General features: G+C 43.4%; 12 protein-coding genes, 1 pseudogene and 1 riboswitch. Of the genes and pseudogenes, 7 read left to right on the top strand and 6 right to left on the bottom strand.

Annotated features, from left to right (window positions below; all coding sequences use genetic code 11):
- Positions 1 to 174 precede the first annotated feature (174 nt).
- Both B9A32_RS22560 and B9A32_RS15145 read left to right on the top strand, forming a co-directional pair.
- Positions 175 to 504, top strand: a pseudogene (locus tag B9A32_RS22560) (AAA family ATPase); the annotation flags it as partial.
- 98 nt (positions 505 to 602) lie between these two features.
- A complete protein-coding gene (locus B9A32_RS15145; protein WP_212637960.1) occupies positions 603 to 1,214 on the top strand; it encodes a hypothetical protein in 612 nt (203 codons plus the stop codon).
- 66 nt (positions 1,215 to 1,280) lie between these two features.
- Here B9A32_RS15145 and nhaD read toward each other — a convergent pair whose 3' ends face one another.
- Both nhaD and B9A32_RS21850 read right to left on the bottom strand, forming a co-directional pair.
- Positions 1,281 to 2,693, bottom strand: coding sequence for a sodium:proton antiporter NhaD (nhaD, locus tag B9A32_RS15150; protein WP_332308523.1), 1,413 nt, complete (start codon positions 2,691 to 2,693; stop codon positions 1,281 to 1,283).
- A gap of 140 nt (positions 2,694 to 2,833) precedes the next feature.
- Positions 2,834 to 3,049, bottom strand: a complete 216-nt coding sequence (locus B9A32_RS21850; protein ID WP_212637961.1) for a hypothetical protein — start codon at positions 3,047 to 3,049, stop codon at positions 2,834 to 2,836.
- A 314-nt stretch (positions 3,050 to 3,363) separates the two neighbouring features.
- On the opposite strand from B9A32_RS21850, the gene nhaR reads away from it, so the two are divergent.
- The 5 genes from nhaR to B9A32_RS15175 all read left to right on the top strand — a co-directional run bounded on the left by nhaR (position 3,364) and on the right by B9A32_RS15175 (position 9,878).
- The gene (gene nhaR, locus B9A32_RS15155) at positions 3,364 to 4,275 is read left to right on the top strand and encodes a transcriptional activator NhaR (RefSeq protein ID WP_084070397.1); all 912 of its coding nucleotides are present in this window, start codon (positions 3,364 to 3,366) and stop codon (positions 4,273 to 4,275) included.
- A gap of 89 nt (positions 4,276 to 4,364) precedes the next feature.
- Positions 4,365 to 4,985, top strand: a complete 621-nt coding sequence (locus B9A32_RS15160; protein ID WP_084070400.1) for a TetR/AcrR family transcriptional regulator — start codon at positions 4,365 to 4,367, stop codon at positions 4,983 to 4,985.
- Between the two features lie 109 nt (positions 4,986 to 5,094).
- A riboswitch (cobalamin riboswitch) is annotated at positions 5,095 to 5,278 on the top strand.
- Between the two features lie 130 nt (positions 5,279 to 5,408).
- The gene (locus B9A32_RS15165) at positions 5,409 to 7,397 is read left to right on the top strand and encodes a TonB-dependent receptor (protein WP_084070402.1); all 1,989 of its coding nucleotides are present in this window, start codon (positions 5,409 to 5,411) and stop codon (positions 7,395 to 7,397) included.
- Positions 7,398 to 7,399: 2 nt separating this feature from the next.
- Complete coding sequence (locus tag B9A32_RS15170; RefSeq protein ID WP_084070405.1) at positions 7,400 to 8,593, top strand: MFS transporter; 1,194 nt, start codon at positions 7,400 to 7,402, stop codon at positions 8,591 to 8,593.
- Positions 8,594 to 8,981: 388 nt separating this feature from the next.
- Entirely contained in the window at positions 8,982 to 9,878 is an 897-nt protein-coding gene (locus B9A32_RS15175; RefSeq protein WP_084070408.1) for a class I SAM-dependent methyltransferase, read from the top strand.
- Positions 9,879 to 9,908: 30 nt separating this feature from the next.
- Here B9A32_RS15175 and B9A32_RS15180 read toward each other — a convergent pair whose 3' ends face one another.
- From B9A32_RS15180 to B9A32_RS15195, 4 genes are all read right to left on the bottom strand, one after another.
- Entirely contained in the window at positions 9,909 to 10,652 is a 744-nt protein-coding gene (locus tag B9A32_RS15180) for a sulfite exporter TauE/SafE family protein (protein ID WP_084070598.1), read from the bottom strand.
- A gap of 75 nt (positions 10,653 to 10,727) precedes the next feature.
- The gene (locus B9A32_RS15185) at positions 10,728 to 11,102 is read right to left on the bottom strand and encodes a rhodanese-like domain-containing protein (protein ID WP_084070411.1); all 375 of its coding nucleotides are present in this window, start codon (positions 11,100 to 11,102) and stop codon (positions 10,728 to 10,730) included.
- Between the two features lie 173 nt (positions 11,103 to 11,275).
- Entirely contained in the window at positions 11,276 to 11,977 is a 702-nt protein-coding gene (locus B9A32_RS15190; protein ID WP_084070414.1) for a cytochrome c biogenesis CcdA family protein, read from the bottom strand.
- A 4-nt stretch (positions 11,978 to 11,981) separates the two neighbouring features.
- Positions 11,982 to 12,389 (bottom strand): thioredoxin family protein, encoded by a 408-nt coding sequence (locus B9A32_RS15195; protein ID WP_084070421.1) that lies wholly within the window; start codon positions 12,387 to 12,389, stop codon positions 11,982 to 11,984.
- Positions 12,390 to 12,449 lie beyond the last annotated feature (60 nt).

The following is a 12,449-nucleotide window of genomic DNA, read 5'->3' on the forward strand; positions in this document are numbered from 1 at the left end:
CAATTTCGTTTTTTGGTCCTTTTACGAATTTTTTGCTTGCGTTTATTTATTTTTTTATCGATAATTCTCTTCACTCGAAATGTCCTTTTTTATGTTATATTTTTTTGTAGTGGATCAAATATACACTGTAATTAAAGGCATTTCGAGCTTTTTTTTGATGTTTTTTGTTTAAAACACGCTTATTTTAGGCCTAAACCGGCCACTCTGATTGTTCTTGATGAACCTGAAGTCGGTCTTCATCCGGCATGGATGAAAACCCTGGCCCAATGGATCATAAGCGCTTCACAAAAATCCCAGGTTATTGTCAGTACCCATAGCCCTGACCTGCTGGATCATTTTACCGATCAGTATCAGAATGTTATCTGCTTTAATACTGAAGGCAGGAATCATTTCAGCCCCAGAACATTACCGGAGCCCCTCCTGAAAGAAAAATTAAAAGAGGATTGGGAGTTGGGGGATTTATATAGGGTTGGTGATCCTGCCGTCGGGGGGTGGCCGTGGTAATATGGGTGTTTGCAGGAGGTGGACACACTGAATTAAAAGTGCTTAATATCTTTCTGGAACGAAATTTTCCTGAACACAGTTTCAGGCGCTGTACACCCATGAAACAAAAACCAGGTCCTAAACCGGGAAAAACACAAAAAGCAAAAGCGCTTGGCAAGACAGGCAAGGATCTGGCCAGCCAGATCAGCTATTTTTTGCCGGTGGCACTTCAAAATGACACCTGCGACCTCGTACTGGTGCTTGATGATTTGGACTGTCGTGATGAAATTAATTCCGCTGCTATTTTCAATGAGGCCATTGATGGCATCCACGGAACAGAGAATATTGATCGTTGTGTGGCCTTTGCCGCTCCGGAGATAGAGTCTTGGTTGATTGCGGATTGGCAAAATACCTTTGCCGTGGATTACAGATTTAGAGCTTTTCATGAAGGGCTGCGACATCGTCTCAGTAGTTTCTGCAAGATTTTATTTGATAATCCAGAGTCTTTTTCAGAATTTAACCCTGACACCGATGCATGCAGGGAAAAATTGTCTGATGTTCTAATTAAAGCGGTGCAGGCTGAATCGGAAGAGCGGAAACTAACATTGCCTCATTTTTCCAAAAGAGAGCATTCTCCTGAGTTGTTGATGATTGCCAAAGCCCAGATTATCCAGCAGAAATGTCCGATATTTGCAAAATTTTACCATTATCTGAAAGATCACATTGAGTAAATATGCACTTGTCAAACATTAACCATTCCCGGGAGGTAAGGTCCCCCCGGGTGTGGCCTGAAGCGTTTACATCAGAGCTTTGTTGAGCACAAGGTGACACAAAATGCTCATTCCGTAGCCCAGGGCGATAACAGGGGTCCATTTTAGGTGGGCCCCAAATGTGTAGGTTCCCCGGGCAGTTCCCATGAGAGCAACACCGGCGGCTGAGCCAATGGCCAGCATACTTCCGCCGGTACCTGCTGTGAGGGTTACAAGAAGCCACTGTCCATGGGACATTGTGGGGTCCATGGTTAAAACGGCAAACATCACCGGGATGTTATCCACGATGGCCGATAACACCCCCACAAGACTGTTTGCCCAGGTGGCTCCAAGATCGGTGTACATGAATTTGGAAACAAGTGACAGGTAACCGAACTGGGCAAGCCCGCCAACGCAGAGGATGACACCATAGAAAAATAGCAGGGTATCCCACTCGGCCCTTGAGATTTTTTTCATAATATCAAAGGGGGAGAACTCTCCCATACCATTGCAGTCACGGTCCCTGACCCCCAGTATGGTGTCGTATTTATGGCTGCGGTTTTCATGGCGCTTGATGTGATAGGCAAAGATACCAAGATAGCTTAAGCCAAACATCATGCCGGCTGCCGGAGGAAGATGAAGCAGGTTGTGAAAGCTCACCGCCGTTACAATGGTGGCAAGAAAAAGCCCCATGATACTCCATGCCCCGTATTTCATGGAAACCTCTTCATCCAATGCCTCGGGAACCTCTTTATCAACAAAAAAGCTCATGATCACTGCTGGAACCAGCCAGTTCACAACCGCCGGGATAAAGATGGCAAAGAATTCTAAAAAGGTCACTTTGCCCTTTTGCCAAACCATGAGGGTGGTGATGTCACCAAAGGGAGAGAAGGCACCTCCTGCATTGGCGGCAATTACAATGTTAATGCAGGCAAGGCTGATAAAAGCTTTATTTTTACCCCCCACTGCCATGGCCACGGCCCCCATGAGAAGGGCTGTGGTGAGATTGTCTGCCACAGGTGAGATGACAAAGGCAAGTACCCCCGTTATCCAGAAGATCATCCTGAGAGAAAAACCTCGGGAGACCAGAAAAGAGCGAAGACGCTGGAATACGTTTCTCTCCTCCATGGCATTGATATAGGTCATGGCCACCAACAGAAACAAAAATAGTTCAGCATACTCCAAAAGGCTTATTTTTATGGCGTCGTGGGCCGTGTGAAAATCTCCAACGGCTGAATAGGCAATGGAGAGCAAGAGCCATATGGCTCCTGCTGCAAACAAAACCGGCTTACTCTTTCTCAGGTGGATGGTGTTTTCCAGGGGAACCAGGGCATAGGCTCCTACAAATATAATAACCCCAAGATAACCGTAAAAAGTTGAAGTCAGGTTAATAACCGAGGATACTGCCGCTCCTGTTTCTGCGACAACCGTTGCCGGAAGAAGCAGAAACCCTATAGTCAATAAAGTTTTCATTGTATTCATGGTACTGTTAAAATCCTTTGTTTTTTTGTAAAAAAGTATGGGTCGATCATCTTGTTTCTCCTGTCAAAACAGCTTTATTGTTTTAAACAAACGCCATTCCCGTCAAAGCCATGGACCCTTTATCTGTTTTCATGGTAGAAGTTATCGGGAAAATTTAACTCAATAACTGTCACGGGCAGACCTTGTTTTGACCTCGGTATGCCCATAATAAAATTTGAAAAACCCAGTGGTTCAAACGAGTTTTTCATATAAACTGCCACGGGCAGACCGTATTCTGATTCGGTTCCGCCCACAACGAAGCTTGAAATACGCCTCTGATTGGCGGAGTATTTCATATAAAACGGGCATGGCTTGGCGGACAAAACGAATATTGAAAATGGTATTATGCCACCCACCCCCCTTAGGTAAACTTGGAGCTTACCTTTTCATCTAAAACGAACAGAAGAAAGCAGGACTATGAACATAAATAAGGGACACTTTTTTAATATGAGATTTTGGAAGGCATTATGAAATGGGCCTTGCAAATAAAATACTGATTGAAACTGTCCCAACTTATGGCCATAGCTGGAAGCAGATAGTAGTCTTATGGAATATTCCGGTCAAATAGATAATTCAACTGAAATCATTCGAAAAAAGCGAAGATATAATCATGGAATGGCTTAACTATCATCATCTCTTTTATTTTTGGACTGTGATGCAGGAGGGTAGTATTACTGCGGCATGTAACAAATTGAGCCTTGCTCAGTCAACAGTGAGTGCGCAATTAAGAAAGCTTGAAGGGTCTCTTGGAGGAAAATTATTCAATCGTCAGGGACGTTCCCTGGAAGCAACCGATCTGGGGCAGCTGGTATTTCAATATGCCGATAAAATATTTCCTTTGGGCCGGGAATTGATGGATCAGGTCCACAATCGTCCGGTGATCGGTCCCCTCTCCCTTAAGGTGGGTATAGTGGATGTGGTCCCTAAACTTATGGCCAGAAAACTCCTTGAGCCAGCCCTTTGTCTGGACAGAAAAGTGCGTCTTGTCTGTCATGAAGGCAAAGAACAGGATCTTTTAGCAGACCTTGCTTTGCATAATCTGGACCTGGTCATCGCCGAGGGTCCCATCAGGTCCGGCCTCAGTATAAAGGCTTATAACCATTTTCTGGGGGAATGTGGGATTACCTTTTTTGCCGAAAAAAATCTTGCAAAGCATTTGTCAGAAAATTTTCCTGCTTCGCTGGACAACACCCCCATGGTCATGCCCATGGCAATGACCATGCTCAGATGTGCCTTGGATCAGTGGTTTGAAAAGCTTGCTATCCAGCCGGTGGTGGTGGCTGAATTTGAGGATAATGCGCTTTTAACTGTTTTTGGACAGGCTGGAGACGGTGTGTTTGTGGCACCCACCGTAATCGAGTCAGAGGTTAAAAATCAATACCAGGTGGAGATCATAGGAAGATGCGATAGCATAAAGGAGAGTTTTTACGCCATTTCTGTGGAACGCATACTCAAACATCCTGCAGTGGTGGCCATAACAGATATAGCCCGTCATTCATTTTTTTCTTCTGATCAGAAATAACTGCCACAGGCAGACCTGTGTTGTAAATTTGACATTGCTTGGCCGGCGCTGATATAGAACTGAAAAAATAAATTGATCAGGAGCATGTCATGACGTCGGATATTCAGAAGCCCAGAACCCCCACTCAGAAAAGGGGAATCAAAACCAAGAAAAAAATTGTTGATGCTGCAATGCGCGTTTTTTCAGAAAAAGGATTTCATACTACCAATACAAAGGAGATTGCAAAGGAAGCCGGTATTTCCATTGGTAGTTTTTACGCCTATTTTAAGGATAAAAAAAGTGTTTTTCTGGAAATTTATAAAGGCTTTTCCCATAGCCCACTAAGCGATATAGGTAAGATTGCAGCCGATTCCGGCGGGGAGCAGACTGCTGCTGAAAAAGTGACAACCCTTCTTCGGGCACTTTTTGACGGGCATGGCCTTTCTCCTGATTTCCAGCGAGAGGTTTCTTACATGCGCTATAGTGATTCTGATGTCCAGGCCCTTCACAATACCATCCATAAAAATCTTCACAGGCAGGTTGTTGAAGCCCTTGAGGCCCAGAAGGAAAGCTTGCGGATTACAGATATTGAGGCTGCAGCTTTTGTGATTTTATGTGCTTGTGAAGAGGTGATTCATAACAGTAATATTACTGACCATGGGATGGATTCAGATCGGCTCCTGGCCGGTCTGGCCGATATGCTTGCAAGATTCCTCTACAAAAATTCCTGACATTTTCCTGCCTCAATTTCCTTTTTCGGAGGAAATCCGTGTTGGTGCACATACCAAAATAAAAGTAAAATAACGGCTTGACTTTTATTTTTCTAAAATATATGAACTATAGTTCATAATTTGTTCTGGTGCTTATGCATAACAGGGAATCCCGTGGAAATCGGGAGCGGACCCGCCGCTGTGACCGGGGACAAGACCGCTGAAAGCCACTGTCTGGAAAATTTTGGATGGGAAGGCGCGGTTTTTTTGGATGAACCGGGAGTCAGAAGACCTACCAGAAGAAAATGCCCTCTCCACGTGGATGGACGCGGCCATAATTTTATTGAGGATAAAAACGGATATCCCCAACCGAATATTAATCGGTTGGGTTTTTTTTTGCGCTGACATCCATAACAATAAACTGTGTAGATTTAGGATGAGAAAATGAGCCATAAAAAAAAGATGATGTTATCAATTGTTTTGTCGTTTATGTTGTTTGTTTCGTCGGGTTTTTTACAGGCAAAAGAGTATATTGCCTTGGATGAAATCAAGGTCACAGCTCAAAAAAATGAAGCAGACGGGCAGAAAGTGCCTATTTCCATGAGCGTTTTTAATGAGTATTCCATTGAGGATAATAGCATTAAATCAATTAAGGATATTGCCCCGTTTACACCTGGCCTGATGTTGTATGACAATGGTGGGAGAGAGTCTTTATCTCCTACCATGCGGGGATTACATACGGAAACCGGTTCTTTTTCCTCGGCATTGGGAATGTTTGTTGACGGCATTCCTGTTTTGGGTACGTCAGGGTTTGATGTCACTTTAATGGATATAGAAAGAATCGAAGTTTTAAAAGGCCCCCAGGGAACACTTTACGGAAAAGGTACGGAAGCCGGTGTTATTAACGTTATTACGAAAAAACCGGGTAATAAAGCGGAAGGAAAAGCCGTTGTCGAGTTTGGAAGCGATCATAAAAGAGAATATGGTGTGGATATACGCGGGCCTGTTATAAAAAATAAACTCTATGCAGGAATCTCCGGTAAACATTATGAAAAAGATGGTTTTCTTAAGAATTTTAATCTTGGTGGATTTTCAGATGACAGGGAACATAATTTTGGGAAAATATACCTCAGATATACCCCCACAGATGCATTTGATATTTCCCTGATCTCATCTGCGGTAAAACACGATGACGGCGGTCTGACCTGGGGATTTAAAGATGCCCCAAGAACAAATTGGAACAATGATGAATTCATTAAAACCGAAACATGGTTGAATGCATTAAAAATAGAATATAAAAAAGACAGTTATACCTTCCAATCCATAACCACCCAAAAGCGTGTTACAGATACCGCATACCTGGATTATGACTATACCTCGGATGTAAATCATCACCTTCAAATCGACAGCCGGTTCGAAAATATCTCCCAGGAAATGCGCCTCACCCGGAATAAAGACCGCTTTAACTGGCTTGTGGGTATTAATCTGGACAAGGATGATAATACCATTGATTACGATATGTACATGTACGGGAATAAATTCCCCACATATGCGCAGCTGGAAGGGGATTCCATTGGCACATTCATCCATGCGGAGTATGACATCACGGAAAATTTCTCTGTTGCAGGAGGGATCAGGTATGACACAAACGATATCTGCTATGAAGATGTTGATAAAAAGATAGATTTGGAGTCCAGCTATAGTGAAATATCTCCTAAACTGGCCTTTACATACAAATTCAATGACGATTCCATGATCTATACCACGTTTGCAAAAGGTTATCGTCCCGGAGGATTCTATTCGTATTCACCGGAGGGATATTCGAAAAAATATGACAAAGAAACATTGTGGTCCTATGAACTGGGCAGTAAAAATAGATTGTTGAGTAATCGTCTTATGCTCAATAGTGCCATGTATTATATGCGAATAAGTGATATGCAGGTCATGAATAACATTGTAAATAGTCCATATAGCTATAAATCCAATGCTGCCAAAGCCACTTCAAAGGGGCTCGAATGTGAATTAAATTATCTGTTTTGTCAAAATCTGGACCTATTTTTATCTTTGGGATACAACGATACTGTTTTTGATGAATATGCTGACGGTGGGGGGGATTACTCAGGTAATACAAATCCCTATGCCCCAAAGTACAATTTCAATATTGGTGGCCAGTACAGAAATAGGTCAGGATATTATGCACGGATAGACATGAACGGTTTTAGTAAAATTTATCTGGACAAGGAAAATACAAATAAAAGAGATGCCTATTACCTGGTAAATGCAAAAATAGGATATGAAGCAGAGCAATATGACCTATATTTATATGGCAACAATCTTTTTGATAAAGAGTACGATTCCATCGGATCATCCAACAAATATACGATTTACTCGCAACCAATGGAATTGGGTGTGCGATTCGTTTTTAGGTTTTAATCGTGGGGCCGGGAACTTATTTTTCTCTTTTTAAAACAAATATACGGTTTGGGATACTCTATTTATCCGTTGCCACACCGGTTGTCTTTTTCATGGGGGGGATTCCTGTTGTATTACAGCTTAAAGGGGTTGATCCCTCCTTTATCGGATTGTTTCAGCTTGTCGGGCTTCCGGCGGTTATAAAATTTTTATTGTCCCCTGTGGTTGACAGATTCTTTTTGGGGAGAAATCATTATAAAAAATGGATTGGTCTGGCAGGGCTTTTGTATGCAATAACCTTATATGGCATAGGTACGCTTTCCGTCTCAGATAATTTTTATATCCTTTTTTTCGTGATATTGTTTGCCACCCTTTTATCCACCTTTATCGATATCCCGCTAAATGCTTTATCCATAAAAGTGTTTTCAAAACATGACAGAATTGCTGCAAGCGGCTATAAAACAAGCGCTTATTTTTTGTCCGGAATATCAGGCAGCGGGATGTCCTTGCTATTGTACAATCATTTTGGGTGGAGCTGTACTTTCAGTGTTCTGTCGGCAGGGGTTCTTTTATCCTTGGCATCTTTGTTTTTTATTAAGGAAAATGATGAACCGTTACAAGTGCATAAGGTCTCTTTTAGTACGATATTATCATTTTTCACACAGCCCGGTATTGGAATTTGGCTTTTTATTCTGGCATTTTATTTTGCGTTTATTCTTTCGGTGTGGGTATTTATCAAACCATACCTGATAACCAAAGGTCTTAATGCTGACGATGTTGCGATTTATATTGGATTTTACGGCAGCAGTGTCGGGTTTGTCGGAGGAATGGTTGCAAGCCGAATTGGAAAATATTTGACAAAAAGGCGAATCCTTATTTATTTCGGTTATTTTAATATGTTCAGCATTTTGATTCTTATCTTTATGGAACAATATTATTTCAGCATTTTTTTTGTTATTGCAGTCATTACGTTTATATCAATCGCCATCGCCTTAACATCCACCATTGTGTTTTCCCTGATCATGGACTATTCCCGTGGAGATTCAAAGGGGATTGATTATGCAGTTCAGTCCAGCCTGAGTTCTATTGTCAGAATGATATTCACCGTTGCCGCAGGTTTTTTAATCTCAAGTTTTGGATATACCACCATGTTTTGTATAGGGATGATTGGCACTGCCTTGGTGGTGTATGTTGTATATCGTTTTTACAAGATTTAGCCAATAGTGTCGATGTCTTTAAAATTTTTAATGAAGTTTTATTTCCCGGATAACGGGCATGTCCTGTCGAACACAACAAGTATAGGGTCGTAGACGCGGAGCCAAATGGTATTATACCGCCGTCCCCCGACGGACAATGTGCCCGGACCGGAACTGTTGACAGCTCAATTGTCCGGTTCCTATTGCCCGTCGGGGGGCGGCTCTGCTGAGGTGGAGGCTGCCTTTTCATATAACTGCCACGGGCAGACCGTATTCCGGCCTCGGCCTGCCCACAACAAAGTTTGAAATACACCCCTGATTTGCGGAGTATTTCATATAAAAACTGCCACGGGCAGAACTTGTTTTGATGTGGTCTATTTTATAATTACCAACCCAAAAGGAGCTGATAATGGAATTGTTTCCTGTGAATAATGAGCAGATTTGGCGTGAATCATGGCTTTCGGCCATTGAAATGGCCCCCATGACAAGGCGCCTGATACGAACAGAAGAAGAGTTGATCAAAAGATGGGACAAGGTGGCCCAGCTGTTTGCAAACAACAAACGCCCTCCTGGTAATGGGAATGCAGAAAAAACTATTATCCGGAGACTCCGGGAACAAAATATTTTGAAACCCGGAGCCCGGGTTCTGGATATTGGTGCAGGATTTGGGGGGCTGACTTTCCGTCTGGCTGAAACAGCCGGTCATATTACCGCTGTGGAGCCATCAATCGCCATGGCTGCCATTCTTAAGGAGCGGGTCCATGGGAATGGGATAAAAAACGTTCATGTGGACCAGCGCCGGTGGCAGGATATAAATGTTGAGGCCGAAGGCCTGGTGTCACAGTTTGACCTTGTGGTGGCTTCCATGAATCCCGGTGTTCAGACCCCTGAAGACCTGGAAAAGATGAATCAGGTTTCCCGGGGCTTCTGCTATTTGAGCCGATTTTCGGGCATGAAGGGGTTCTGGGGATTTGATGGCATCTGGGAATTATTTTTTAACGAAGAGCCCGGAATGGATCCATGGGATATTATTTTTCCATTTAACTTTCTCTACGCCTTGGGATATCGTCCAGAGCTGGATTTCATCATTAAAGAAAATCTGGATAAAGTGCCTGTTGAAGATGCTGTAAAACGTATACTGGCATCTTTGTGGAATTACATGGATGAAACCCCGGCCGTTAAAAAAACGGTGGAGCAATTTGTAATGGATCGCTCGCATGCTGGATTTGTCAAATATCAAAAAGGGTTTTGCCAGGGGGTGATGATTTGGCAGGTTGCAGGCCCCATGGAGATTCTCCTGGAATGAAAAGCCGTTGTCATATCATGTACGGTGGATCTATGCCATTGTCCAAAGAAGTTTTGCACCAAGAAGAAGCAATACCACTCCCAGCATTTTTTTTACGGTGTGGGGACTCATTTTCTTTTGCATGACCTTTGTGCCCAGGTAGCCGCCGCCCCAAGCTGCCAGACCTGCAAAGAGCAGGATTCTCAGTGACACCGATCCCATGGCAGCATATGCCAGAAATGCAGAAAAAGAAGAAAAGGGAATGGCAAGGGCCGTGACTGTGGCCACTTTTTTGGGATTAAACCCCTGGAGAATCATCAAGGGGGATATGATACCACCGCCCCCAACACCCAAAAGACCGGAAATAAATCCTGCCAGAACTCCCACCATTAACGGTCCTGTAACGGGGCGATCTTCCCGGTATTGATCGGCGTATCTGGAGCCTTTAAAAAAAAGCATCATGGTTCCGGAAAAGAGAAGAAAACCGATAAAGACAAGCAGCAGAATCCGGGTGGGTAAGAGGTGTCCGGCCCATGCTCCCACAGGTGCCAGGATGATGGATGAAATAATAATGGGAAGCCCCAGGGCCACATCCAGGCGTTTTTCTTTGAAGTTGGACCAGGTGGCCCCGAGCATGCTCACGCAATTGACAAAAAGTCCTGTGGGCCGGGCCAGATTAAAAGGAACCCCCAGCCAGGTCAGGACCGGAATCAGAACCACAGCAGATCCTACGCCACCCAAGGCAAAGATGAAACTGAGAGTAAATGAGAGGATGGTGATAATAACTATATCCATTGTATCTGTCCTGTGTTTTTGTGAAAGTGTTCCGGGCCGTCTGGATTGTGTTTTTTCCTTCCGGCCCGTCATGGATCACATTTTGGCAAGCGGTCCCGGTTTAAATGCCTTGACCATTTCCTCCACGGTTGCGGTCAATCCTTTGACATTTTCAAATCCATTGGCCCTGAGAAAAGTGTAGGCCACGGCTCCCCTGAATATGGAGGAACAAAAGGTGATGATAATCTTCTCCTTTGACAGCTCCCCAAGCCGCTCCGGAAGTTTGTTTAACGGGATGTGAACTGCAAAGGGAAAAGAGAGATATTTAACTTCTTTGTCCGATCGTATATCCAGAAAAATAAAATTTTCGTTTCCAAGCACCTTGCGCATTCCCTCGATGCTCATGCCGTGCTCACCGGAAGAAAAAAACTCAAAATCCATTTCCGTTAGAACCTGATTCAGTTCATTCATGCCAGTCTCCTTGTTATGACTTCGGTGATTTGAAATTAAAATGGCAAAACTGTGTACACCTTCTTAGGCAGTTCTGTCTGTGGATGAAAAACCAGTTACCGGTATAACAGCCACTGTTTTTTCAGTATTCGTTGTGAAAGGCCCGGGTCCGAAATACGGTCTGCCCGGGGTGCTTAAAAAAAAGGGGTTGCTATGAAATAAATTCCCAGGGCAGCGATGGTCGAGCCTGCAACTTTTCTGAACCATGTGCCGGCCCCATTCCATGCGCTGTTTTCCAGTAATGTTTTGACCGCAGCGGTGGAGCTTCCTGCAATGACAATTGGAAGGCAGTGTCCCAAGGCAAAAAGAGTGATAAAAAGAATACCTGTGATCAGCTTCTCTTGGACTGTGATGATGGCCAGAATTGGCGCAATAAATCCAAAGGTGCATGAACCGGATAAAATCCCATAACCAAGACCCAGTATCAATGCACCGAATTTCCCTTTAAGATTTAACCTATACAAAAGAGCACCGGAAAAAGTGCACTTCTCAACACCCAGCATTCCCAGAGCCACCCAGATCAGGATAAACCCAATAAGAATCTGCCAGTAGTTTCCCACATCTCCGAGCATCCTTCCAAGCAGTGCACAGATTACACCAATAAGGGCAATGGTGATAAAAAGACCCAGGGTGAACAGGATGGAATATACACTTGCCTGTCGTGGATGGATCATTTTCTCCTGGCCGCCCACATAACCCACGATCAAAGGTATGGATGCAAGGTGACATGGGCTGAACAAAACACTGATAACACCCCAGAGAAAACATCCGGCAACGGCAAAGGCTGTACCGCCTGTCATCCATTGATTAATTGTCAAAAATAAAGAATCCAGCATGGAATTATCCTTTATTCCCAAATGTGGGTGCTTCAACCCCCATTTTTGTCATTTGCTCAACAATGGATTTTTCATCCAAAAAACCCACATGACGGTAAATTTCTTCACCTTTTTCATTAAAAAAGATCTGGGTGGGGATTGCCCTGATTTTAAATCTGGGACCCTGTTGGCGATTTTCCCAGACATCAATAAAGACAATGTCTGCCCTGCCTTTATATGCTTTTTCAAGCTTTGTCATGATCGGTGCCATCATTTTACAGGGAATACATTTTTTTGCTCCCAGATCTATCATTGTGACTTTGCCTTGTTCTGGAATTTTGGAAAAATCCTGTGCAAAAGCAACTGAAGAAAGGAGCAGCATTAAAGCAACACCAGGTAAAATTGATTTTTTAAAATTTTTGATTATGATCATAAATTGGTTTTTCCTGTGGTTGTTTTAGTAAATTATTATATATGGGCATTTGTCGATTTG

Source organism: Desulfocicer vacuolatum DSM 3385 (genome assembly GCF_900176365.1).
GTDB lineage: Bacteria > Desulfobacterota > Desulfobacteria > Desulfobacterales > Desulfobacteraceae > Desulfocicer > Desulfocicer vacuolatum.

Excerpts from the sequence above, each read along its gene's own strand:
- B9A32_RS21850 (WP_212637961.1), bottom strand. The coding sequence starts at position 3,049 with ATGAAATACTCCGCCAATCAGAGGCGTATTTCAAGCTTCGTTGTGGGC.
- B9A32_RS15195 (WP_084070421.1), bottom strand. The coding sequence starts at position 12,389 with ATGATCATAATCAAAAATTTTAAAAAATCAATTTTACCTGGTGTTGCT.
- B9A32_RS15165 (WP_084070402.1), top strand. The coding sequence starts at position 5,409 with ATGAGCCATAAAAAAAAGATGATGTTATCAATTGTTTTGTCGTTTATG.
- nhaR (WP_084070397.1), top strand. The coding sequence starts at position 3,364 with ATGGAATGGCTTAACTATCATCATCTCTTTTATTTTTGGACTGTGATG.
- B9A32_RS15160 (WP_084070400.1), top strand. The coding sequence starts at position 4,365 with ATGACGTCGGATATTCAGAAGCCCAGAACCCCCACTCAGAAAAGGGGA.
- B9A32_RS15185 (WP_084070411.1), bottom strand. The coding sequence starts at position 11,102 with ATGAATGAACTGAATCAGGTTCTAACGGAAATGGATTTTGAGTTTTTT.
- B9A32_RS15145 (WP_212637960.1), top strand. The coding sequence starts at position 603 with ATGAAACAAAAACCAGGTCCTAAACCGGGAAAAACACAAAAAGCAAAA.
- B9A32_RS15180 (WP_084070598.1), bottom strand. The coding sequence starts at position 10,652 with ATGGATATAGTTATTATCACCATCCTCTCATTTACTCTCAGTTTCATC.
- B9A32_RS15175 (WP_084070408.1), top strand. The coding sequence starts at position 8,982 with ATGGAATTGTTTCCTGTGAATAATGAGCAGATTTGGCGTGAATCATGG.
- B9A32_RS15190 (WP_084070414.1), bottom strand. The coding sequence starts at position 11,977 with ATGCTGGATTCTTTATTTTTGACAATTAATCAATGGATGACAGGCGGT.